20 protein-coding genes are annotated in these 21,798 nt (G+C 64.0%); 14 read left to right on the forward strand and 6 right to left on the reverse strand.

What is annotated here, in order from left to right:
- Positions 1-19: 19 nt before the first annotated feature.
- The 3 genes from ACIPHN_RS17100 (at position 20) to ACIPHN_RS17110 (ending at position 2,739) form a co-directional block, all read left to right on the forward strand.
- A complete protein-coding gene (locus ACIPHN_RS17100; protein ID WP_400437914.1) occupies positions 20-751 on the forward strand; it encodes an ABC transporter substrate-binding protein in 732 nt (243 codons plus the stop codon).
- 114 nt (positions 752-865) lie between these two features.
- On the forward strand, positions 866-2,035 hold the full coding sequence (gene earP, locus ACIPHN_RS17105) for an elongation factor P maturation arginine rhamnosyltransferase EarP (protein ID WP_400437915.1): 1,170 nt from the start codon (positions 866-868) through the stop codon (positions 2,033-2,035).
- A gap of 128 nt (positions 2,036-2,163) precedes the next feature.
- Positions 2,164-2,739 (forward strand): elongation factor P, encoded by a 576-nt coding sequence (locus tag ACIPHN_RS17110; RefSeq protein WP_400437916.1) that lies wholly within the window; start codon positions 2,164-2,166, stop codon positions 2,737-2,739.
- A 154-nt stretch (positions 2,740-2,893) separates the two neighbouring features.
- On the opposite strand, the gene ACIPHN_RS17115 is transcribed toward ACIPHN_RS17110, so the two are convergent.
- A complete protein-coding gene (locus ACIPHN_RS17115; protein WP_400438014.1) occupies positions 2,894-3,739 on the reverse strand; it encodes a FadR/GntR family transcriptional regulator in 846 nt (281 codons plus the stop codon).
- A gap of 127 nt (positions 3,740-3,866) precedes the next feature.
- Here ACIPHN_RS17115 and denD point away from each other — a divergent pair, with 127 nt between their 5' ends.
- Positions 3,867-4,841, forward strand: coding sequence for a D-erythronate dehydrogenase (denD, locus tag ACIPHN_RS17120; RefSeq protein ID WP_400437917.1), 975 nt, complete (start codon positions 3,867-3,869; stop codon positions 4,839-4,841).
- Positions 4,842-4,947: 106 nt separating this feature from the next.
- On the opposite strand, the gene ACIPHN_RS17125 is transcribed toward denD, so the two are convergent.
- The 4 genes from ACIPHN_RS17125 to ACIPHN_RS17140 all read right to left on the reverse strand — a co-directional run bounded on the left by ACIPHN_RS17125 (position 4,948) and on the right by ACIPHN_RS17140 (position 10,274).
- Complete coding sequence (locus ACIPHN_RS17125) at positions 4,948-6,354, reverse strand: DUF2130 domain-containing protein (RefSeq protein WP_400437918.1); 1,407 nt, start codon at positions 6,352-6,354, stop codon at positions 4,948-4,950.
- A gap of 198 nt (positions 6,355-6,552) precedes the next feature.
- Entirely contained in the window at positions 6,553-7,455 is a 903-nt protein-coding gene (gene mmsB, locus ACIPHN_RS17130) for a 3-hydroxyisobutyrate dehydrogenase (RefSeq protein WP_400437919.1), read from the reverse strand.
- 10 nt (positions 7,456-7,465) lie between these two features.
- Positions 7,466-8,974 (reverse strand): CoA-acylating methylmalonate-semialdehyde dehydrogenase, encoded by a 1,509-nt coding sequence (locus tag ACIPHN_RS17135; RefSeq protein WP_400437920.1) that lies wholly within the window; start codon positions 8,972-8,974, stop codon positions 7,466-7,468.
- Positions 8,975-9,041: 67 nt separating this feature from the next.
- Positions 9,042-10,274: an ABC transporter substrate-binding protein gene (locus ACIPHN_RS17140; RefSeq protein WP_400437921.1), complete on the reverse strand. Its 1,233-nt coding sequence runs from the start codon at positions 10,272-10,274 to the stop codon at positions 9,042-9,044.
- Positions 10,275-10,504: 230 nt separating this feature from the next.
- Here ACIPHN_RS17140 and ACIPHN_RS17145 point away from each other — a divergent pair, with 230 nt between their 5' ends.
- The 8 genes from ACIPHN_RS17145 to ACIPHN_RS17180 all read left to right on the forward strand — a co-directional run bounded on the left by ACIPHN_RS17145 (position 10,505) and on the right by ACIPHN_RS17180 (position 18,605).
- Positions 10,505-11,422, forward strand: a complete 918-nt coding sequence (locus tag ACIPHN_RS17145) for a LysR family transcriptional regulator (RefSeq protein ID WP_400437922.1) — start codon at positions 10,505-10,507, stop codon at positions 11,420-11,422.
- A gap of 115 nt (positions 11,423-11,537) precedes the next feature.
- A complete protein-coding gene (locus tag ACIPHN_RS17150) occupies positions 11,538-12,119 on the forward strand; it encodes a DJ-1/PfpI family protein (protein WP_400437923.1) in 582 nt (193 codons plus the stop codon).
- Positions 12,120-12,533: 414 nt separating this feature from the next.
- Complete coding sequence (locus ACIPHN_RS17155; protein ID WP_400437924.1) at positions 12,534-14,138, forward strand: methyl-accepting chemotaxis protein; 1,605 nt, start codon at positions 12,534-12,536, stop codon at positions 14,136-14,138.
- Positions 14,139-14,643: 505 nt separating this feature from the next.
- Positions 14,644-16,248: a methyl-accepting chemotaxis protein gene (locus tag ACIPHN_RS17160; RefSeq protein WP_400437925.1), complete on the forward strand. Its 1,605-nt coding sequence runs from the start codon at positions 14,644-14,646 to the stop codon at positions 16,246-16,248.
- Between the two features lie 170 nt (positions 16,249-16,418).
- Positions 16,419-17,009: an RNA polymerase sigma factor gene (locus ACIPHN_RS17165; RefSeq protein ID WP_400438016.1), complete on the forward strand. Its 591-nt coding sequence runs from the start codon at positions 16,419-16,421 to the stop codon at positions 17,007-17,009.
- A complete protein-coding gene (locus ACIPHN_RS17170; RefSeq protein WP_400437926.1) occupies positions 17,009-17,368 on the forward strand; it encodes a hypothetical protein in 360 nt (119 codons plus the stop codon). The genes ACIPHN_RS17165 and ACIPHN_RS17170 overlap by 1 nt, the downstream gene beginning before the upstream one ends.
- Before the next feature lie 2 nt (positions 17,369-17,370).
- Positions 17,371-17,673, forward strand: a complete 303-nt coding sequence (locus ACIPHN_RS17175) for a 4Fe-4S dicluster domain-containing protein (RefSeq protein ID WP_400437927.1) — start codon at positions 17,371-17,373, stop codon at positions 17,671-17,673.
- 62 nt (positions 17,674-17,735) lie between these two features.
- Complete coding sequence (locus ACIPHN_RS17180) at positions 17,736-18,605, forward strand: NAD(P)H-binding protein (RefSeq protein ID WP_400437928.1); 870 nt, start codon at positions 17,736-17,738, stop codon at positions 18,603-18,605.
- 24 nt (positions 18,606-18,629) lie between these two features.
- Here ACIPHN_RS17180 and ACIPHN_RS17185 read toward each other — a convergent pair whose 3' ends face one another.
- A complete protein-coding gene (locus ACIPHN_RS17185) occupies positions 18,630-19,424 on the reverse strand; it encodes an enoyl-CoA hydratase-related protein (RefSeq protein WP_400437929.1) in 795 nt (264 codons plus the stop codon).
- Between the two features lie 300 nt (positions 19,425-19,724).
- Here ACIPHN_RS17185 and ACIPHN_RS17190 point away from each other — a divergent pair, with 300 nt between their 5' ends.
- Both ACIPHN_RS17190 and ACIPHN_RS17195 read left to right on the forward strand, forming a co-directional pair.
- The gene (locus ACIPHN_RS17190) at positions 19,725-20,708 is read left to right on the forward strand and encodes a DUF1852 domain-containing protein (protein ID WP_400437930.1); all 984 of its coding nucleotides are present in this window, start codon (positions 19,725-19,727) and stop codon (positions 20,706-20,708) included.
- Between the two features lie 27 nt (positions 20,709-20,735).
- A complete protein-coding gene (locus tag ACIPHN_RS17195) occupies positions 20,736-21,764 on the forward strand; it encodes a methionine synthase (protein ID WP_400437931.1) in 1,029 nt (342 codons plus the stop codon).
- Positions 21,765-21,798 lie beyond the last annotated feature (34 nt).

The following is a 21,798-nucleotide window of genomic DNA, read 5'->3' on the forward strand; positions in this document are numbered from 1 at the left end:
CACCGTTTCCTGAGATCCCATGAACCTGACTCCCGCCCTCCGCTCCGCCTTCACGCCCACCGGCAAGCTGCGTGCCTCCATCAACCTGGGCAACCCCATCCTGGCCGGCCGCGACGCCCAGGGCCAGCCCTGCGGCGTCTCGGTCGACCTGGCCGGCGAACTCGCGCGGGCCCTGCAGGCGGAACTGGAACTGGTGGTCTTCGATGCCGCCGGCAAGTCGGTGGACGCCGTGGCGGCCGAGCAGGCCGACTTCGGTTTCTTTGCCATCGACCCGGTACGCGGCCAGCAGATCGCCTTCACCGCCCCCTATGTGTTGATCGAAGGCTATTACCTGGTCAAGAACGAATCACCGCTGCGCACCAACGACGAGGTGGATCGTGCCGGCCAGCGCGTGGTGGTCGGCAAGGGCAGCGCCTATGACCTGTATCTCACACGTGAGCTGAAGCAGGCCACCATCCTGCGCGCCCCGACCTCGCCGGCGGTGGTGCAGCATTTCCTGCAGGAAGGTGCCGAGGTCGCCGCCGGCGTGAAGCAGCAACTGGAACAGGATGCCGGCAAGATCGGTGGGCTGCGCCTGCTCAATGAGCGCTTCATGGTGATCCAGCAAGCCATGGGGACGCCCAAGTCGCGCGGCCCGGAGGCGGCCGCCTTCCTGGCCGGTTTTGTCGAGCAGATGAAGTCCAGCGGCTTCGTGGCCGCCGCGCTGGCGCGGCATGGCATCGCGGGCGCCTCCGTGGCACCGGCGGCCTGAGCCCGGGTCGCATCCGCATGCCGTTCCGGCAAGCCCTTTTTTGGACCAGGGGCTTGCTTTCCGGCCGCAGAGCGTGAACCATGCGCGCTGCTCCGTTTTTTTACCGCTCCCGGCATGTCAACCCACACCAATCCGCTGCGCTCCCTGGACCTCTTCTGCAAGGTCGTCGACAACTATGGCGATATCGGCATCTGCTGGCGCCTGGCGCGACAACTGGCGCATGAGCACGGGATCGCGGTGCGGCTGTGGGTCGACGACCTGGTCAGCTTCCAGCGCATCTGGCCGCCGGTCGATACCGGGGCCGCCACGCAAGTCGTCGCTGGCGTCACCGTGCAGCACTGGCGTGGACAGGACGATGCCTACACCCCCGCCGACGTGGCCGATATCGTCATCGAATTCTTTGGCTGCGAGATCCCGCCCGGCTACGTGGAGGCGATGGCCCAGCGTCCGGTCAAGCCGGTCTGGTTCAACCTCGAAGGACTGTCGGCCGAACCCTGGGTCGAAGGCTGCCACACCTTGCCCTCACCGCACCGCAGCTTGAAGCTGACCAAGTACTTCTTCTTCCCCGGCTTCAATGAACGCACCGGCGGCCTCAGCGTCGAGGCCGACCTGCTGGCCCGGCGCCTGGCCTTCCTGGACAGTGGCGAGTCCACCCGCTTCCTGCAAGACCTGGGCGTCAGCGCGCAGGAGCAACAAGGCTGCAAGGTTTCGCTGTTCTGCTACGACTATGCCCCCATTGCCGAACTGTTTGCTGCCTGGCAAGCCTCACCGGTGCCGGTGACCTGCCTGGTGCCGGAGGGCGTCGGCCGCGCCGCCATCGAGGCCTTCCTGGGCCAGCCGATGGTGCCGGGCGCCGCTGCCACAAAAGGCCAGCTGAGCGTGCGGGTACTGCCCTTCGTGCCGCAGACCGACTATGACAAGCTCTTGTGGAGCTGTGACCTGAACTTCGTGCGGGGTGAGGATTCCTTCGTGCGGGCACAATGGGCGGGAAAACCTTTCCTGTGGAACATTTATCACCAGGACAAGAACCTGCACCACACCAAGCTGAACGCCTTCCTGAAGATCTACGACCCAGCCACGGCCGCGCTGGTCGACCTCGACCGCGCCTGGAACGGCGCCTATCCCGGCCAGCTCGACTGGAGCGCCAACTGGCAGGCCCTGCAGGCCGAATTGCCGGCCATGACCCGGTCGGCCGGGCAATGGGTGCACAAGATGTTGGCAAATGGCGACTTCATGGAGAATTTGCTCCGCTTCGCTGCCCGCCTGGTAGTGGAAGAGCGCTGAAAATGGGTTAAAATAGCCGGCTACAGTTTTAACGCAGTTTGGAATTCAATCGTACGTGGGCTTGCGGTGAAGTTTTACCAGTGGGCTACTGACAGTTTGAAAAAACCTACTTTTCACGACACATCGCTATGAAATTTGCAAAAGAAATCCGCGTCGGCAACATCATTATGGTCGACAGCAAGCCCATGATCGTCCTGCGCTCCGACGTCAACGGTTCTTCCCGTACCGGCTTCACCTACAAGTGGAAGATGAAGAACCTGCTGACCAACAGCCCCCAGGAAAGCGTCTTCCGTGGCGACGACAAGTTCGACGTCGTGGTGCTGGACAAGAAGCCGGTGACCTACTCGTACTTCGCTGACCCGCTGTTCGTCTTCATGGACGAAGAGTACAACCAGTACGAAATCGAAGGCGAAAACATGGGTGACGCCGTCGGTTACCTGAAGGACGGCATGCAATGTGAAGCCGTGTTCTACGACGGCAAGGCCATCTCGGTCGAAATGCCCACCACCATCGTGCGCAAGGTTGCCTACTCGGAACCGGCCGTCAAGGGCAACACTTCGGGCAACGTCCTGAAGGAAGCCAAGATCGAGAACGCCATCGAAGCCAACCAGATCATCGTGATGGTGCCGCTGTTCGTGAGCCAGGATGACGATATCGAAATCGACACCCGCACCAACGAATACAAGAAGGTTGTCCGCGGCTGATCGCTGTCGATGCCAACAAAAAACGCTGCCTTGTGCAGCGTTTTTTTATGCCTGCCGACGTCGTCATCGTCAGAGATCCCTTCGATACGACGCTGCGCGTCTACTCAGGGCGAACGGGTCCGGGGTCCGCCCCCCCCCTTACCCCATCCCCTGCTCATCCACCGCTCCTGACCTGCGCCAGGTCGCGTGCCGCCGCTTGCCCCTCTTCGCTGGCCCAGAACGCCCGGTCGGCAGCCTGGATGCGCTTGGCCGAATTCTCCATGTGCCGCAAGGCCGCCGCCCGTGCCGCCTCGGCGTCGCCATCGCTGATGGCCTGTGCCAGCGCCGCATGCTCGGCGCGCACCTGCTGCACGAACTCGCTGCTGCGGGCCTCGTTCATGCGCGCCACCCGGATGGCGGCATGCAGGAACTGGCTCAGGAACTGCACCAGCGAGGTATAGAGCGGATTATGCGAGGCATTCGAAATGGCGGCATGGAAGGCGAAATCCTCCTGCACGCCATCGCGCCCGGCCGCCGCCGCTTCATCGATGGCCTGCAAGGCTTGGCGGATCGCCTTCTCCTGCTCCCGGGTGCGCCGCTGCGCAGCCAGCGCGGCCATCTCCCCTTCCACGCCACGGCGCAATTCGATCACGCGCAGCACCGCCTGGATCGAGTCGCGCCCATCCTCCACCTGCAGATCCAGCCGGAACGGCGTGGCCTGGTTGGCCCCCAGTACCACGGTGCCGCTGCCACGCCGCGAGCCGACCAGGCCTTCGGACTTCAGGCGGGAGATCGCCTCGCGGATCACCGTGCGGCTCACCGCAAAACGCTCGGTCAACTCCATCTCCGAGGGCAGGCGGGTGTCCGGCGCAAACTCGCCGGCACGGATCTGCTGCGCCAGCACGCTGGTGACGTGATCGGCCAAGGTGGCCTTGGCACGGCCAGCGGGCGCGGCGCCTCCGGTCGGTGCAACAGCGGTCCTGGCCGCGCGGGTCGTGGTGGAAGTCTTCATGGCGCGCATCATACCGCTTTTACCCGACGCAGATGCCACCCGCTTCCACCTCAAAAAGTTGTATGACAACTTTGTGCTATACTGCCCTTCGCAAAAATATCGTCACGCACTTTCCTACAGACCAAGAGGAGCACACATGCATATCGTCATCACCGGCGGCGCCGGTTTCCTGGGCAGCCGACTGGCGCGCCAGCTGCTGCAACGCGGCACCCTGACCGGCCGCGATGGCCAGCCACAAGAGATCAAGCGCATCACCCTGCTGGACGTGGTGCCGGCACAGGGTTTCGATGATGCCCGCATCGAAGCGGTCACCGGCGACATTGCCGACGCCGCCGTGATCGAGCGCGTCATCACCGCCGAGACGCACTCCATCTTCCACCTGGCCGCCATCGTCAGCGGCCACGCCGAGGCCGATTTCGACCTGGGCATGAAGATCAACTTCGACGCCACCCGCGTCATCCTGGAACGCGCCCGCGCCCTGGGTACCAAGCCGCGCCTGGTGTTCACCAGCTCGGTGGCAGTGTTCGGTGGCGACCTGCCGGCCGTGGTGCCGGACAACACCCTCCTGATGCCGCAAAGCTCCTATGGCGCACAGAAGGTGATGGGCGAACTGATGGTGCAGGATTACTCCCGCAAGGGCTACATCGATGGCCGCGCGCTGCGCATGCCGACCATCTCGGTGCGTCCGGGCGCGCCCAACAAGGCGGCCTCCAGCTTCGCCTCGGGCATCATCCGCGAACCCCTGAACGGCCAGCCCTCGGTCTGCCCGGTCACGCCGGAGACCCGCATGTGGCTGATGTCGCCGCGCCAGGCCATTGCCAACCTGATCCACGGCCACGAAATCAACGGTGCCGACCTGGGCCTGGCCCGCTTCCTCTCCATCGATGGCCTGTGCGTCACCGTCAAGGACATGGTCGAGGCACTGGAACAGGTCGCCGGCGCAGATGTGGTCAAGCTGATCGAGTGGAAGGAAGACGAAGCCATCAAGCGCATCGTCAACTCCTGGCCCGGCCAGTTCGAAGCCAAGCGCGCCAAGGCCCTGGGCTTCACCGCCGACGCCAGCTTCGCCGACATCATCCGCGCCCACATCGAGGACGAAGTCAGGAAGTAAGCCCCTGAAGCAAGCCGCCTGCGCCCACCTGGCGGACAAGAAAAACGGCACCTCGCGGGGTGCCGTTTTCTTTTCCGGGATGCGCCCTCAAGGGCGGGCTACACCATCAGTCCGGCTCGCTGCCCACATGGCCCAGCTCGGCGAACTTGCCGGCCATGGTGGGATTGCCCTTGGTCAGCTTCTTGATCGTCACGTCCTGCGCCTTGTCGTTGGCCAGCCGCAGGTTGCGGTCGGCCCCGACCAGGGCTTCGCGGGTCTTCTGCAGATGGTCGATGGACTTGTCGATCTCGTCGATGGCCGTCTGGAAGCGCCGGGACGCCAGGTCGTAGTTCTTCGCGAAGGCCGTCTTGAAGGTATCGAGCTCGTTCTCGAAGTTGGTGATGTCGATGTTCTGGGCCCGCACCTGGGCCAGCTCGGCCTTGTACTGCAGCGACTTCATGCCGGCATTGCGCAGCAGAGTGATGATGGGCAGGAAGAACTGCGGACGCACCACATACATCTTCGGAAAGCGATGCGAGACATCGACGATGCCGCCGTTGTAGAGCTCGTTCTCCGGCTCCAGCAGCGACACCAGCACCGCGTATTCGCACTTCTTCTCGATGCGGTCCTTGTCCAGTTCCTTGAGGAAGTCTTCGTTCTTTTTCTTGGTCGCGGTCTCGTCGTTCTCGTTCTTCATCTCGAACATGATGGAGACGATCTCGGTATCGGCCTCATCGCTATCGCGGAAGATGTAGTCACCCTTGCTGCCGCTGCGGGCATCGTTGTCCTTCTCGAAATACGCGCGCGGGAAGGCCATGGCGCGGATACGGTTGAACTCGATCTCGCAGTGCTGTTCCAGGGTCTCGCCGACCATCTTGGTGGACAGGCGCGCCTTGAGGTCTTTCAGGCGCTCGATGGCATCATCGCGGTCCTTCAGTTGGGTCTCGTACTTGTCCTTGAGCGATTGCTCGGCCAGGCGCTTTTCCAGCGCGGCCTGGGCCAGTCCATGCCTGAGCTGGTCGCGTTCCTTCTCCACGCCGCCGAGCGCCTCGGCAACAGCCAGTTGCTGCGCCAGCCGGCCGGCCTCCAGCTCGGCCCGCAGGGATTGGATTTCCGCATCACGGGCGGCGGCGCTCTTTTGCAGTTCGTTGACCAGGCGGGCTTCGGCCAGTTGCTGGCTGGATTGCTGGTCGCGCCGCAGTTGCTCCAGCTCGTTGGCCAGGGCATCGCGCTCCCGAGCCACCTCGCCCAGCGCTTCGTTCACGGCCAGCTTGCGCTCCACTTGCGCCGCATCGATCTGCGCGCTCAGCTTCTGGATCTCGGCATCCTTGCCGGCGGCGCTCTTGTTCATCTCGGCCACCACCCTGGCCTGGGCCAGCTCGATGGCGGTGCGCTTGTCCTGCTCGGCCAGCTCCAGCCGCTCATGCAGTTGCTGCTCGAATTCGCCGTCGCGTACCTGCTTGAGTATCTGGGCGTAACCCGCTTCGTCGATCTTGAATGCCTTGCCGCAATGCGGACACATGATTTCGTGCATGCTCACCTTTCCTTTGCCTTGTCCGGGGGCCGGGGGCCGGGCGACCGGTCCGGCCCGATGTCGGGTGCAGGGAGCATGCCAGATTTTCGGCGGCGACGCGCCAGCTGGACAAAAAAAAGCGCGGCCCACCTCATGCGGCCGCGCAGTGACATCACTTCCTCGGAGAACAATGAAACCAGCTATGTCGTCCCGGTGGCCCTAACCGACCTTGCCGGCCTTGCCCAGCATGTTGAAGATGCTGGAGAAGTCCAGCTTGCCAGCCCCGTTCATGCTGTGGATATCGTAGAGGTTGCGGGCCGCCGAACCCAGCGGGATGGCACAGTTGGTGGCCAGTGCATTTTCCACCGCCAGCCCCAGGTCCTTCAACATCAGGTCCACGCCGAAACCACCGGCATAGCCCTTGGAGGCCGGCGCCGTATCCATCACGCCCGGGCAGGGGTTATAGACTTCCAGCGTCCAGTTGCGCCCGGAACTCTTGGACATGATCTCCGAGAGCACCTTGGGATCCATGCCATTGGCAATGCCCAGGCGGATCGCCTCGGAGGTGCCGATCATCAGGATCCCCAGCAGCATGTTGTTGCACACCTTCACCGTCTGGCCGCTGCCGCTTTCACCGGCGTGGTAGATGGCTTTGCCCATCTTCTGCAGATAGGGCTGGGCCGCCTCGAAGGCCGCCGTGCTGCCGCCGACCATGAAGGTCAGCGTGCCGGCGGTGGCGCCGTTGGTGCCACCGGAGACCGGGGCATCGAGCATCTCAAAGCCGCGGGCCTTGGCGGCAGCGGCCACCTTGCGCGCCGCTTCCGGGGCGATGGTGGAGCAGTCGATCAGCAGGGTGCCGGGCTTGGCCGAGGCCAGCACGCCGGCATCGCCCAGGTAGAGCGATTCGACATGCCGGCTGGCCGGCAGCATGGTGATGACCACGTCAGCCTTGGCCACCGCCGCCATGGAGTCGGCCTCGGTCTTGCCGCCGGTCTCGACCAGCTTGTCCACGCTGGCCTTGACCAGGTCATGGCCGCTGACCGCAAACCCGGCCTTGACCAGGTTCTGCGCCATCGGCAAGCCCATGTTGCCCAGGCCGATGAAGACGATGTTGGCGCTCATGATGCTCTCCTCACTTCAGGGTGATGGTGGTGTTGACCTGGCCGGCTTCTTCATCCGGGGCATACCAGCGCGCGGTGACGGTCTTGGTCTGGGTCCAGAAGGTCACGGCCTGCTTGCCGTTGGGGCCCAGGTCGCCCAGCTTGGAAGCGCGCGAACCGGTGAAGCTGAAGTAGGCGACCGGCACGGGAATAGGCACGTTGATGCCGACCTGGCCGACGTCGATCTCGTTCTGGAACTTGCGCGCCGCATAGCCGGAGCTGGTGAAGATGGAGGTGCCGTTGCCGTTCGGATTGGCGTTGATGAAGGCGATGGCCTCATCCAGGGTGTCCAGTTCGACGATGCACATGGCCGGGCCGAAGATTTCCTGGGTGTAGATATCCATCTCGGGCTTGACGCCGGTGAAGACGGTCGGGCCGACGAAGTTGCCGTTCTCGCTGCCGGCCACCTTGCAGTTGCGGCCGTCCAGCAGCAGCTTGGCGCCCTGCTCCACACCGCTGCCGATCAGGCGTTCCACGCGGGCCTTGGCGGCGGCCGACACCAGCGGGCCGACATCGGCCTTGCGGTCGGTGCCCGGGCCCACCTTCATGGCCTTGGAGCGCTCGACGATTTCCGGAATCCATTCGCGGGTCTGGCCCACCAGCACCACCACCGAGTTGGCCATGCAGCGCTGGCCGGCAGCACCGAAGGCAGCGCCCAGCAGGTTGTTGATGGCCTGGTCCTTGGGCGCATCCGGCAACACGATGCAGTGGTTCTTGGCGCCCATCATGCACTGGGCGCGCTTGCCGGCTTCGCTGGCGCGACGGTAGATGTGGGTACCGACATGGGTGGAACCGATGAAGGAGACCGCCTTGATATCGGGATGGTCGCAGATCATGTTGGCCACGTCCGGGCCGCCATGCACCACGTTGAGCACGCCCGGGGGCAGGCCGGCCTGGTTGGCCAGCTCGACCAGGAACAGCGACGAGGTCGGATCCTGTTCCGAGGGCTTCAGCACGAAAGTATTGCCGCACGCCACCGCGATGGGGAACATGAAGCAGGGCAGCATCACAGGGAAGTTGAAGGCGGTGATGCCCGCCCCCACGCCCAGCGGCTGGTAGAGGGTGTAGACGTCGACGCCGCCGGCCACGTTCTCGGCCAGCTCGCCCAGTTGCAGCGAGGTGATCGAGCAGGCGTGCTCCACCACTTCCAGGCCGCGCATGACTTCGCCTTCGGCGTCGGGCAGCGTCTTGCCGTGTTCACGGGTGATCATTTCGGCCAGCGGGGCGATGTTCTCGCGCAGCAGCTGCTGGAACTTCAGCATGATGCGCATGCGCTGCGCCAGCGAGGTATTGCGCCAGGTCTTGAAGCTGTCCTTGGCGTTGGCGACGGCGCGGTCCACTTCTTCCTTGGTGGCAAACGGCACGCGCGCCACCACTTCCTGGGTGGCCGGGTTGAGCACGTCGCGCCACTCCTTGGAGGTGGATTGCACCTTCTCACCGTTGATGTACAGGGGAACGTTGGGGATGTTGGCTTGGCTCATGATGCAATTTCCATAGTGTGGGGGTGGAGATCAGGATGGCCGGGAGCCCCGCTCCCGGCCGGGTACATTACTGCTTGACCAGCGGGCAGGCGGCATCCATCGGACGGAAGGCCTGCTGGGCCGGGATCACCGACAACAGCTTCAGGTAATCCCAGGCGCCCTTGGATTCGGCCGGGGCCTTGACCTGGTACAGGTACATGTCGTGGATGACGCGGCCATCCGGGCGGATCGAGGCATTGCGCATGACCGCGTCCGAGATCGGGATCTCGCGCATCTTCTGCGAAACCACCTTCCAGTCAGCCGTCTTGGCGGCCGCGCGGGCCTTCAGGAAGTGGTAGACGCTGGAATAGACACCCGCCTGCACCATGGTCGGCTTGATGTTCTTGAACTGCGATTCGAAGCGCTTGGAGAAGGCGCGGGTCTGGTCGTCGTAGTCCCAGTAGAAGCCATCGGTATAGACCAGGCCTTGGGCCGCATCCAGTCCCAGCGCATGCACGTCCGAGAGGAACACCAAGAGGGCCACCAGGCGCTGGTCCTTGCCGCCGACGGCAAAGGAGCGCGCCTGCTTGATGGCGTTGACCACGTCGGTGCCGCCATCGGCCAGGCCGATCACCTGCGCCTTGGAGGCCTGCGCCTGCAGCAGGAAGGACGAGAAGTCCGAGGCATTCAGCGGGTGGCGCACCGAGCCCACCACCGTGCCGCCATTGGCCTTGACCACGTCGGAAGCATCCTTTTCCAGCGAGTGGCCAAAGGCGTAGTCCACCGTCACGAAGTACCAGGACTTGTTGCCCAGCTTGGTCAGCGCCGCAGCCGCGCCGGCGGCCTGCGAATAGGTATCGAACATCCAGTGGAAGCCATTCGGCGCGCACTCGGCCGTGGTCAGCGCGCCGGTGGCCGGGCCGCTGTACATAGCGATGCCGCCCTTGTCCTTGATGAGTTTTTGCACCGCCAGCGCCACGGAAGAATTGGTCAGGTCGGCGATGGCCTCGACCTTATCGCGGTCCAGCCATTCGCGGGCGCGGGTCACGCCCACGTCGGGCTTGTTCTGGTTGTCGGCAGAGAGGATCTCGATCTTCATCCCCTTGCATTCATTCTTGAGGCAGTCTTCCACCGCCATCTTGGCGGCCACCACCGAGCCTTGCCCGCCCATGGCGGAATACGGGCCGGACATGTCGGTGAGCACGCCGATCTTGACCGTGTTGGCATCCTGCGCCATGGCCGGTGTGGTCGCGGCGGCCAGGGAAACCGTACAGGCTACGGCAGCGGCCGTGACGGAACGGCCGATTACGTTCTTGCGCATCATGTCTCCTAGATATTGTGATTGTTGTCGGCCACGCCCGCGTTACGTCGACGCCGGGTCTTGCCGTTGTCCTCCCTCCGTTGCGCTAGCCGGTGTCTTGTCGCACATCTTGTCGCTCGTCATCCCGGCGCCGCTACGGCCTTGCTATTCTGCATGTGCGTAATTAGCGCTACAATAACCAGAAACCCAAAACGATTTTGCATCAATGCAAAACCCCTTCTGGAGACCGCATGCTGGACTGGGACAATCTCAGGATCTTCCTCGAACTCACCCGTAGCCAGGGCCTGGTGGATGCCGCCAAGAAACTGGGCATCGACCACTCCACCGTCTCGCGCCGCATGAAACGCTTCGAGGAACAGGTGGGCAGCCAACTGTTCGACCGCAACAACCATGGCTACAAGCTCACCGCCGATGGCTACCGCCTGGTCGAATATGCCGAGCAGGTCGAAAGCACCCTCTACGCCGCCACCGAAGAACTGGGCGGCCACAACAGCAAGCTCTCGGGGCAGGTGCGGCTGGGCGCCACCGAAGGCTTCGGCACCTTCGTGCTGGCACCGCATATCGCCCACTTCTGCGCCAGCAATCCGCACATCACGGTGGACATGCTGCCCATGCCGCGCTTCGTGAACCTGTCCAAGCACGAGGCCGATATCAGCGTGTCGATCGAACGGCCGCTGTCGGGTAATTACGTGGTCACAAAACTGTCCGACTATGTCCTGAAGCTATATGCTTCACGTGAGTACCTGGCCAGCCACCCGGCCATTCACAACGTGGATGACCTGGCGCAACATCACTTCATCGGCTATATCGATGATCTGGTCTTCAGCGAGGAATTGCGCTACAAGGATACGGTGGCACCCGACGCCTTCCGGGCCTTCCGCAGCACCAGCGTGGTGGCGCAGTACACGGCGGCCTGTGCCGGTCGCGCCCTGTCCATCCTGCCCTGCTTCCTGGCGCAGCAGTCGGACCAGCTGGTGCCGGTGCTGGAGGATGAAGTCGCCATCACCCGCACCTTCTGGCTGGTAGCCGCCAGCGAGCAACGCCATGTGGCGCGGGTCTCGGCCCTGTGGCGCTATCTGCGCGAATGCGTGGAAGCCAACCGCGATTTCCTGATGGGGCGGTCGCGGCAGATGCGCTGGCTGGACTGAAGAACGTCCTGGCCCGCGCCAGCAAGAGCAAGAGCAAGAACAAGACATTCGTTCCAACCCGGCCGCAAGGCGCTCCCCCTACGGCGCCGCCCGGCCCTATCCCAAGGAGATGACGATGGCTGCAAAGAAGATCCTGTTGTTGACCGGTGATTTCGCCGAGGACTACGAAACCATGGTGCCTTTCCAGGCACTGCAGATGGTGGGCCATACCGTGCATGCGGTATGCCCCGGCAAGAAAGCCGGCGACAAGGTCAAGACCGCCATCCACGACTTCGAAGGCGACCAGACCTATACCGAAAAGCCGGGCCACCAGTTCGCTCTCAATGCCAGCTTCGACGAGGTCAGCGCGGCAGCCTATGATGCGCTGGTGGTGGCCGGTGGCCGCGCGCCGGAATACCTGCGCTTGAATCCCAAGGTGATCGAACTGGTGCAAGCCTTTGCCAAGGCCGACAAGCCCATCGCGGCCGTCTGCCATGGTCCCCAGGTACTGGCCGCGGCCGGCGTGCTGGAAGGCAAGAAGGTCTCGGCCTATCCGGCCTGCGCACCGGAAGTCAAGCTGGCCGGCGGCCACTTCGCCGATATCGCGGTGGATGCCGCCATCACCGATGGCAAGCTGGTCACCGCCCCGGCCTGGCCGGCGCATCCGGCCTGGCTGGCGCAGTTCCTGCAGGTGCTGGGGACGCGTATCGAACCCTGAAGGCCCCGCCGGCGACAATCCGATAGCACGACACATGACGCACCCCCAGGGGTGCGTTTTTGTTGGTGGCTACGTCACGTCGCCGCACCGCACCGGCCATGAGGCAGATACCGATGGAGAAGTGAATCGATATATGCGCAGCCCTATTCTCATAGCGCAATATTCCTCGAAATTTTTCGATTGATTTATTGATGTAGAGCAACTTTATCCTGGCATTCACCTCCGTCCATCATGAAATAATCAAAACCGTTCCAGTCATATATATGCGTCGACAGGCCAACGCCGCTCAGGCAAGCCCGGAGCGGCCCCCCATCCAACGCCATGGATGCCGACAGTTTCACTCCTGATCCCTGCCCTGCCGGCTCGTACAACAACCTGTGGCCTCAGGACCCACACGTCATCGATTAGCCCATTATGAAAAACAACAAGCTTCGCACCGACTATTCCGCTACCGCCAATCATCCGGGCGCAACACCCGGATTCGCCTCGCCCACCGAGGCCGAAATCGGCTACCCCTACCCCGGCGACACCACCCTGATGTCCAGCACCGACACAAGCAGCAAGCTGACCTACGCCAACGCCAGCTTTGTCGACATCAGCGGCTACAAGCGCGAGGACCTGATGGGACAACCGCACAACATCGTGCGCCATCCCGACATGCCCAAGGAAGCCTTTGCCGACATGTGGTCGACCCTGCGCCAGGGGGACGCCTGGACCGCCCTGGTGAAGAACCTCCGCGCCGACGGCCAGCATTACTGGGTCCGCGCCAATGTCACGCCGATCCGGCGCGACGGCAAGATCAATGGCTATCTGTCGGTACGGACGCGTCCGCAATCCGAGGAAATCACCGCAGCGGCCTCCCTGTATCGGCGCTTCCGCGAAGGCCGTGCCGGCAACCTGGCCTTCCACAAGGGCTTGCTGGTGCGCCGGGGCCTGGGGGCGTGGACACGCCTGGGCCAAGTGATGCCAGTGCGCTGGCGACTGCGGCTGGCCATGGCGGGCGTGGCCGTCACCGCACTGGTCTTGTCCGTGCTGTACCCGGAACAAGCCCTGCCAACGTCAGCGGGCGTACTGGCGACCCTGCTGACGGCCGGGATCTGGCTGGAACACCGTATTGCCGCGCCGCTGGCGCAAGTGCTGGCGCAGGCCAAGGCGGTCGCGTCCGGGCAACCGGTTGAGCCGCAGGTCCTGAACCGGGTCGACGAGATCGGTCTCCTGCTGCGCGCCACCAACCAGGCCGGACTGAACCTGCGCTCGCTCATCGATGACGTGTCGGCCCAGATCCACGGCCTGAACCAGGTCACCCAGCAGATCGCCGGTGACAACAGCGCCCTGCGCCAGCGCACGGGCGAGACCCACTCCCACCTGCAACAGACCGCTGCCGCCGCCGAAGAGATGGCCACGGCCATGCTCCACAGCGCCGACACCGCCCGCAATGCCAATGCGGTGGCCCGCCAGACCAGCGAAGCAGCAGCCGAGGGCGGCAAGATCGTCATGCAGGTCGTGCAGACCATGCACCAGATTGCCGACTCCTCGGCCAAGATCGCTGAAATCAACGGCCTCATCGACAGCCTGGCCTTCCAGACCAACATCCTGGCCCTGAATGCCGCCGTCGAGGCCGCGCGGGCGGGTGAAGCCGGCCGTGGCTTCGCCGTGGTGGCCTCGGAGGTGCGCGTACTGGCCCAGCGCAGCGCCAAGGCCGCACGTGACATCAAGCAGCTGATCGCCGAGAGCGCATCCCAGAGCCAGGCCGGTGCCCGACTCGCCGAACAGGCAGGTCAAGCCATACAGACCATCGTCTCCGAGGTGCAGGGTCTGAGCACCCTGATCGGCGAGATCTCCAGCAGCACCGCCGAACAAAGCCAGGGCGTGGCGCTGGTGAGCCAGTCGGCGGTGATGCTGGACACCATGACCCAGCAGAACGCCGATATGGTCGAACACTCGGCCGCCGCCACGACCAACATGGAAGAGCGCCTGGCCATGCTGGTGTCAGCCATGCGCGTGTTCGAGCAGCGTTGACCGGAAGAGATCGACGTCGAAGGGACTCGCTGCCGCAAGGCACATCCGCAAGCGCACCCCGCAGGGTGCGCTTTTTTTACACCCTCTGTCCGCCATGCCTGTGATGCCCCGTGTGGAAGCGCACCTCCGTGCTACACGGTTTAGTTCCCCATGCACAAGGTTTCCATCAGGTATTTTCATTACGGACTTGATTCATCGCAACCCGGCTACCCCGACTGTCCCGCGCAACGATATACAGTGACCCATTCTCATTACCCCTGCTGTCCTGAGGGATAACATCAGGCCGGCCGCAGGTCGGCCCCACCGCCGTCGCCGAGGGAGTCCAATGTTCAGCATCACCAAACCAGACATCTGAGGCTGCCTCGCCGAGGCAGCCTCGCACCGACACCCCGGCAAGCCGGAACCCGCTGCCCTCACCCGTCCTCACCCGTTCTTTTCATCCACGTCATTCCCGCGCATCTCGCCGTGCGCGGGCAGGGCCTTGCTTTGCCATCGATTCGCCAACATGAAAATCAACGACCTCCCCGCCGACTTTGCCGCCACCAGCGATCCATTGCGTGCCGTCCCCAGGCTCGCCTTGCCCGGGGATGATGAAACCGGCTACCCCTACCCCGGCCGCGCCACCCTGATGTCCAGCACCGACACCAGCAGCAAGCTCACCTACGCCAACGCCACCTTTGTCGACATCAGCGGCTACACGCGCGAAGACCTGATGGGCCAGCCCCACAACATCGTGCGCCATCCCGACATGCCCAGGGAAGCCTTTGCCGACATGTGGTCGACCCTGCGCCGCGGCGATGCCTGGACCGCCCTGGTGAAGAACCGCCGCGCCGATGGCCAGCATTACTGGGTACGCGCCAATGTCACGCCGATCCGCCGCAACGGTCAGGTCCACGGCTATCTGTCGGTTCGTACACGGCCACAGTCCGCTGAAATCAACGCGGCGGCGTCGCTCTATCGGCGCTTTCGCGAAGGGCAGGCCGGCAGCCTGGCCTTCTACAAGGGCCTGGTGGTGCGCCGGGGCCTGGGCGCGTGGACACGCCTGGGCCAGGTGATGCCGGTACGCTGGCGCCTGCGGCTGGCCCTGGCAGGCGTGGGCACCAGCGCAGTGGCACTTCCCGTGCTGCTGCCGGGACAAGCCGTGGCGCTGTCAGCCGGTGTGCTGGTGACACTGCTGGGTGCCGGCATCTGGCTGGAGCGCAGCATCTCGGCCCCCCTGCAACAGGTCCTGGCGCAAGCCAAGGCGGTCGCCTCCGGGCAACCCGGAGAAGCCCACTCCCTGAACCGGGTCGACGAAATCGGTCTCCTGCTGCGCGCCACCAACCAGGCCGGACTGAACCTGCGCGCCCTCATCGATGACGTGTCAGCCCAGGTCCACGGCCTGAGCCTGGCCAACCAGCAGATCGCCGGCGACAACATCTCCCTGCGCCAGCGTACGGCCGAGACCCATGCCCATCTGCAACAGACCGCTGCCGCTGCCGAAGAAATGGCCACCGCCATGCGCCACAGCGCCGACACGGCCCAAAGCGCCAATGCGCTGGCCCGCCAGACCAGTGATGCGGCCACCCAGGGGGGCGAGATCGTCATGCAGGTCGTCAATACCATGCACCAGATTGCCGATTCCTCGGCCCAGATCGGCGAGATCAACGGCCTCATCGACAGCCTGGCCTTCCAGACCAACATCCTCGCCCTCAATGCCGCCGTCGAGGCGGCCCGGGCGGGTGAAGCCGGTCGCGGCTTTGCCGTGGTGGCCGGTGAAGTGCGCGTACTGGCCCAGCGCAGCGCCAAGGCCGCGCGCGATATCAAGCAGCTGATCGCCGAAAGCGTCTCGCAGAGCCAGGCTGGCGCCCGGCGCGCGGAACAGGGCGGCCTGGCCATGCAGACCATCGTCTCCGAGGTGAAGGGTCTGAGCGCCCTGATCGGCGAGATTTCCAGCAGCACCGCCGAACAGAGCCAGGGCGTGGCCCAGGTCAGCCAGTCGGCCCTGATGCTGGACGAGATGACCCAGAAGAATGCCGACATGGTCGAACACTCGGCCGCCGCCGTCGCCGACATGGAAGAGCGCGTGGCCATGCTGGTGTTGGCCATCCGAGTCTTCGAGCAGCATTGATCGCGCCGTATCTGCGCTGACAGGACTTGCCTTGCCGCCTTGCCGGCAAGTCCTGTTGGCGGCGCACTCCCCCTCGCCCTCCTCCCTGCCCCGATAGCCGCTAGAATCGCGCTATCCACCCATTTTTCGGCGACGCCACAATATGCGCGAAGATGATCCGTCTTCAGGGCATGCAGCCGATTTCCACCTCCCAGGCCATGAGCGACCAGGACCGCGAGATAACCGCCACCGTATTGCGCGAGCGATCGCGGCTGGGCGGCTTCATCCGCCGCCGGGTGGCCGATGCCGGCGAGGCCGAGGACATCCTGCAGGAGGTGTTCTATGAATTCGTCCAGGCCTACCGCCTGCCCGAACCCATCGAGCAGGTCAGCGCCTGGCTGTTCCGGGTAGCGCGCAACCGCATCATCGACCGCTTCCGCAAGAAGAAGGAAGAACCGCTGGCCGAGGCCAGCGATGCCGACGACTACGACGGTGCCGACAGCGCCTGGCGGCTGGACCTGGTCTTGCCGGCCAGCGCCGACGGCCCCGAGGCCGCCTACGTGCGGGCCACCCTGCTGGAAGCACTGCAGGCAGCCCTCAATGAATTGCCCGAGGCCCAGCGCGAAGTCTTCATCGCGCATGAACTCGATGGCAAGAGTTTCAAGGAAATGGCCGCCGCCAGCGGCACCAGCCTGAACACCCTACTGGCGCGCAAGCGCTATGCAGTCCTGCATCTGCGCGAGCGCCTGCAGGCGATTTATGACGAATTGGAGATGGAATGATGGACCAGGATCAAATGGACAATCGTGAACGCTCGCGCTGCCGCTTCGGTGCGCGCTGGTGGGCACTCAAGCTGGTGGTGGTACTGCTGTGCGTGCCCCTGCTGGGTGCGGTGGTCATGTACCTGTGGAACTGGGTGATGCCGCCGATCTTCCCCGGCGTGGCCGAGATCGGCTTCTGGCGCGCGCTGGGCTTGCTGGTGTTGTGCCGCATTCTCTTCGGCGGCTTCCGTGGACGCCCCGGTGGCTGGCGCGAAAAGCGCCGCCTGATGCGCGCCCGCTGGCAGGCCATGACCCCCGAGGAGCGCGAACGCTGCCACGCACGCATGGGCCGCTTCGGCCGTGGCCGCGAGCAGGAGTGAGCATGCCAGCCACCTCCTCCTCCAAGGCCAGCGACTGCAAGCAAGCCCCTGGCGTGATCGTGCCGGTGGTCAACCTCAAGCGTTGCGAAGGCAAGGCCGACTGCGTGCCGGTCTGCCCCGAGAACGTATTCGAAGTACGTCGCATCGACGATAGCGACTTCGCCACCCTGGGCTGGCTGGGCAAGTTCAAGCTGCGCGTGCATGGCATGCAGGTCGCCTATACCCCCAACGCCGACGCCTGCCGTGGCTGCGGCCTGTGCGTCAAAGCCTGCCCGGAGCGCGCCATCACGCTGGCACGGCGCTGACTTTCCCGGAACACGGCCCTTCCAGGAAGGGGCCTGCCGGCATCCTCCCCCAAGGAGTCTCCATGAAGCTGATTTCTCCCTCGCGTCCTCGCCGCGTAGTGGTCGCCGGCGCCAACAGTGCCACCGCCCGCCTGTTGCTGCTCCTACTGCGCGACTCCGGCGTGCATGCCACGGCGCTGGTGCGTCAACCGGCGCCCCTGGTGGCTGACGACGTCATCAGCGACTGGACCACCAACCCGCGCAGTGCCGAGGCCATCGCCGCCGCCGATGCGGTGGTGCTGCTGACCGGGGTCTGCGGCGCCAGTCACTGGGAGCACTACCAGCAAGGCATGGTCGATACTGCCCGCCAGGTGGCACAGGCGGTGGGAGAACGGGCGACACGGGTGGTGTATTTTTCATCGCTGGCAGCCGATGCGGCCTCGGAGAACTGGTACCTGCGCGCCAAGGGCCTGGCCGAAGCCGCCTTGCGACCGCTGCCGGGCAGCGTGATCTTCCGTCTGGGTCCGGTGGTGCGGGGCAGCCCGCAACCGCTGCCGTTCGAACAGGCATTGCTGCAACCGGGACCGGCGGCGCCGGTGATCCTCTATGGGGACCCGGAGCGCACCAGCCGTCCGATCAACCTGGGGGATGTCGCCACCATCGCCGAAGCCGCGGCACTAGGGGAAGGTACGCCCGGCCTGTATGAGCTGGGCGGCCCCGAAGAACACAGCCTGGCGCAACTTGCGCGGCTGGCCAATGGTGGCGACCTGCCTTTGCAGCGGGCCTCCCTGCAGGCGCTGCCCTGTCCGGCGCTGCAGCGCTCGGTCAGCGACCTGCTGGCGCGTATCGCCGCCCCGCGTGATGCCGGAGCCAGCCTGGAGACAGCAGCGCGCTTCGGCCTGCGGCTTACGCCCCTGTCGCTGGCCTGGCCGCTGGACGCGGTCGAGGCCTGAACGCCCCGAGGGCAGCCACCGGTCTCACTTGCCGGAGCGGATCCAGGCCGGCACATCCTTGTGCAGGAAGGCACGCAAGCCTTCACGTCCCTCCTCGGAAGCGCGCAGGTCGGCGATCACACCGGCGGTATAGTCGGCCAGTTCGGGCGTGACCCGCAGCGGATTGGCCACCTGCACCAGTTGCTTGGCCGCACGCATGGCTTGCGGTCCATTGGCCAGCAGGGTATCGATGATCTGCATGACCTTCACTTCCAGCTCGGCCGGCGACACCACTTCATGCACCAGGCCGACAGCCGCCGCCCGCACGGCCGAGAAGCGCTCGCCGGAGACGAAAAAGCGGCGCGCCTGCGACACCCCCATCTTGGCGATCACGTACGGGCTGATGGCCGCGGGCGCCAGGCCCAGCTTGACCTCGGAGAGCGCAAAGAAAGCCGTCTCGGAGGCCACGGCAATATCGCAGCATGACACCAGGCCCACACCGCCCCCCATCACCGCCCCCTGCACCTTGGCCACCGTGGGCGCAGAAAAACCATTGAGGGTCTCCATCAGCTTCGCCAGCTGGCGGGCATCGCGCAGATTGTCCTCGCGCGAAGCATCGGCCATGCGGCGCATCCAGGCCAGGTCGGCGCCGGCCGAGAAGGACTTGCCGGTCGAGGCCAGCAGCAGCACGCGGGTGCGCGGATCCTGACCGGCCTGGTTGATCAGTTCGATCAGATGGGCAATGAGCTGGTCGTCGAAGGCATTGTGGACATCAGGCCGGTTCAGCGTGATGGTGGCCACGCCACGGCTGTCGATATCGAGTTGGGCTGCGGCTGTCATGTGTACTCCTGTCGTTGTCTGTCTATGCACCGGTCCGGGGCGGTGTTTCTCAGGAGCATAACGTAAACGCTCCCGAAGGACTGTTGGGCGGAGGACAAACGAGGATAGGGATAGGCGGGAGTTGATGCGCCATATTAAGGTTCTGCTTGATGAGGCAGGCGACTAGAAGACCGGTACGCCACCCCAATCCATGAGTACACCTAATGGTTTTATGAAATCAAATCACTTTTTTTTCATGGATGACCCCACCTAAAATCCGTTTCGAACATCGTCAATGCGGAAATCCGGGTAAGGATCATCATGAACAAAGAATTCACATTTGCCATCAAGTGCATCAGTTTCGACGAGGACTATCGTCCCTCGGACAATACGCGCATCACCACCAACTTCGCCAATCTGGCCAGGGGGGCGAGTCGCCAGGAAAACCTGCGCAACACCTTCAGGATGATCGACAACCGTTTCAATGCCCTGGCGCATTGGGACAATCCCACCGGCGATCGTTATCAGGTCCGGCTGGACATCATCTCGGTCGGAATGAATGTCGATGGCGAAAACACTGGCAACGCCCTCCCCCTGATCGAGATCCTCAAGACCACGATCATCGATCGCCGCACCGGCGAGCACATCGCCGGCATCGTGGGGAACAACTTCTCGTCCTACGTGCGTGACTATGACTTCAGCGTGGTCCTGCTGGAGCGCAACAAGGACCAGCCGGCCTTCAGCGCGCCGGAGGACTTTGGCGACCTGCACGGCAAGCTGTTCAAGTCCTTCGTCAATTCGGACGCCTACCAGGCCCATTTCAGCAAGCCGCCCGTGATCTGCCTGAGCGTGTCCAGCAGCAAGACCTATGAGCGCACTGAAAACCGGCATCCGGTCCTGGGCGTGGAATACGTGCAGGACGCGTACTCCCTCACCGATGACTACTTCAGGAAGATGGGCTTGCAGGTGCGCTATTTCATGCCACCCAACAGCGCCGCGCCGCTGGCCTTCTATTTCTCCGGCGACCTGCTGGGCGACTACACCAATCTGGAACTGATCAGCACCATCAGCACGATGGATACCTTCCAGAAGATCTATCGGCCCGAGATCTACAACGCCAATTCTGCTGCCGGCAAATCCTATCAACCCAGCCTGAAGCACCAGGACTACTCGTTGACGCGGATCGTCTATGACCGCGAGGAGCGCAGCCGGTTGGCGGTCGAGCAGGGCCGCTTCGCCGAGGAGCACTTCATCAAGCCTTACCAGGCGGTACTGGCGCAATGGTCCGCCCACGCCGCGCACTGATTCATCCCACACACCAGGTCATCTACCGTGAAAAAACTCTTACCCACCTCCACTGCCGGCAGCCTGCCCAAACCATCCTGGCTGGCCGAACCTGAAAAGCTCTGGTCGCCCTGGAAACTGCAAGGTGACGAACTTCGCCATGGCAAGCAGGATGCCTTGCGCCTGGCGCTGCAGGAGCAGCAACACGCCGGCATCGATATCGTCAGCGATGGCGAGCAGACGCGCCAGCATTTCGTGACGACCTTCATCGAGCACCTGGACGGCGTCGATTTCGCCAAACGCGAGACCGTCAGGATCCGCGACCGCTACGACGCCAGCGTACCGACCGTGGTGGGCGCCGTATCGCGCCAGAAGCCGGTCTTTGTCGACGATGCCCGCTTCCTGCGCCAGCAGACCAGCCAGCCCATCAAGTGGGCGCTGCCAGGTCCCATGACCATGATCGATACGCTCTATGACGCCCATTACAAGAGCCGCGAAAAACTGGCCTGGGAGTTCGCCAAGATCCTCAACCAGGAAGCCAGGGAGCTGGAGGCCGCGGGGGTCGATATCATCCAGTTTGACGAGCCGGCATTCAATGTCTTCTTCGACGAGGTCAATGACTGGGGTGTCGCCACCCTGGAGCGGGCCATCGAAGGCCTCAAGTGCGAGACGGCCGTGCATATCTGCTATGGCTATGGCATCAAGGCCAATACGGACTGGAAGAAGACGCTGGGCTCGGAGTGGCGTCAATATGAAGAGGCCTTCCCCAAGCTGCAGCAATCCGGCATCGATATCGTTTCGCTGGAATGCCACAACTCCCATGTGCCCATGGATCTGATTGAACTGATCCGGGGCAAGAAGGTGATGGTCGGGGCCATCGACGTGGCGAGCCATACCATCGAGACCCCGGAGGAAGTCGCCGATACCCTGCGCAAGGCGTTGCAGTTCGTCGATGCCGACAAGCTCTACCCTTGCACCAACTGCGGCATGGCGCCCTTGCCGCGTGACGTGGCCAGGGGCAAGCTCAATGCATTGAGTGCCGGCGCGGAAATCATCCGTCAAGAGCTGGCGCGATAACACTGCCCCGGGCCATGGCCGTCGCGTGCAAATC

The organism is Herbaspirillum sp. NPDC087042 (assembly GCF_044745245.1).
In the GTDB taxonomy this organism is placed as follows: domain Bacteria; phylum Pseudomonadota; class Gammaproteobacteria; order Burkholderiales; family Burkholderiaceae_D; genus Herbaspirillum.

What these genes read in the sequence shown, in the direction of transcription:
- ACIPHN_RS17135 (WP_400437920.1), bottom strand. Translation starts at nt 8,974, where the DNA reads ATGAGCCAAGCCAACATCCCCAACGTTCCCCTGTACATCAACGGTGAG.
- earP (WP_400437915.1), top strand. Translation starts at nt 866, where the DNA reads ATGTCAACCCACACCAATCCGCTGCGCTCCCTGGACCTCTTCTGCAAG.
- ACIPHN_RS17170 (WP_400437926.1), top strand. Translation starts at nt 17,009, where the DNA reads ATGGACCAGGATCAAATGGACAATCGTGAACGCTCGCGCTGCCGCTTC.
- ACIPHN_RS17100 (WP_400437914.1), top strand. Translation starts at nt 20, where the DNA reads ATGAACCTGACTCCCGCCCTCCGCTCCGCCTTCACGCCCACCGGCAAG.
- denD (WP_400437917.1), top strand. Translation starts at nt 3,867, where the DNA reads ATGCATATCGTCATCACCGGCGGCGCCGGTTTCCTGGGCAGCCGACTG.
- ACIPHN_RS17175 (WP_400437927.1), top strand. Translation starts at nt 17,371, where the DNA reads ATGCCAGCCACCTCCTCCTCCAAGGCCAGCGACTGCAAGCAAGCCCCT.
- ACIPHN_RS17110 (WP_400437916.1), top strand. Translation starts at nt 2,164, where the DNA reads ATGAAATTTGCAAAAGAAATCCGCGTCGGCAACATCATTATGGTCGAC.
- ACIPHN_RS17150 (WP_400437923.1), top strand. Translation starts at nt 11,538, where the DNA reads ATGGCTGCAAAGAAGATCCTGTTGTTGACCGGTGATTTCGCCGAGGAC.
- ACIPHN_RS17160 (WP_400437925.1), top strand. Translation starts at nt 14,644, where the DNA reads ATGAAAATCAACGACCTCCCCGCCGACTTTGCCGCCACCAGCGATCCA.
- ACIPHN_RS17190 (WP_400437930.1), top strand. Translation starts at nt 19,725, where the DNA reads ATGAACAAAGAATTCACATTTGCCATCAAGTGCATCAGTTTCGACGAG.
- ACIPHN_RS17115 (WP_400438014.1), bottom strand. Translation starts at nt 3,739, where the DNA reads ATGCGCGCCATGAAGACTTCCACCACGACCCGCGCGGCCAGGACCGCT.
- ACIPHN_RS17155 (WP_400437924.1), top strand. Translation starts at nt 12,534, where the DNA reads ATGAAAAACAACAAGCTTCGCACCGACTATTCCGCTACCGCCAATCAT.
- ACIPHN_RS17165 (WP_400438016.1), top strand. Translation starts at nt 16,419, where the DNA reads ATGCAGCCGATTTCCACCTCCCAGGCCATGAGCGACCAGGACCGCGAG.
- ACIPHN_RS17140 (WP_400437921.1), bottom strand. Translation starts at nt 10,274, where the DNA reads ATGCGCAAGAACGTAATCGGCCGTTCCGTCACGGCCGCTGCCGTAGCC.
- ACIPHN_RS17145 (WP_400437922.1), top strand. Translation starts at nt 10,505, where the DNA reads ATGCTGGACTGGGACAATCTCAGGATCTTCCTCGAACTCACCCGTAGC.
- mmsB (WP_400437919.1), bottom strand. Translation starts at nt 7,455, where the DNA reads ATGAGCGCCAACATCGTCTTCATCGGCCTGGGCAACATGGGCTTGCCG.
- ACIPHN_RS17180 (WP_400437928.1), top strand. Translation starts at nt 17,736, where the DNA reads ATGAAGCTGATTTCTCCCTCGCGTCCTCGCCGCGTAGTGGTCGCCGGC.
- ACIPHN_RS17125 (WP_400437918.1), bottom strand. Translation starts at nt 6,354, where the DNA reads ATGCACGAAATCATGTGTCCGCATTGCGGCAAGGCATTCAAGATCGAC.
- ACIPHN_RS17185 (WP_400437929.1), bottom strand. Translation starts at nt 19,424, where the DNA reads ATGACAGCCGCAGCCCAACTCGATATCGACAGCCGTGGCGTGGCCACC.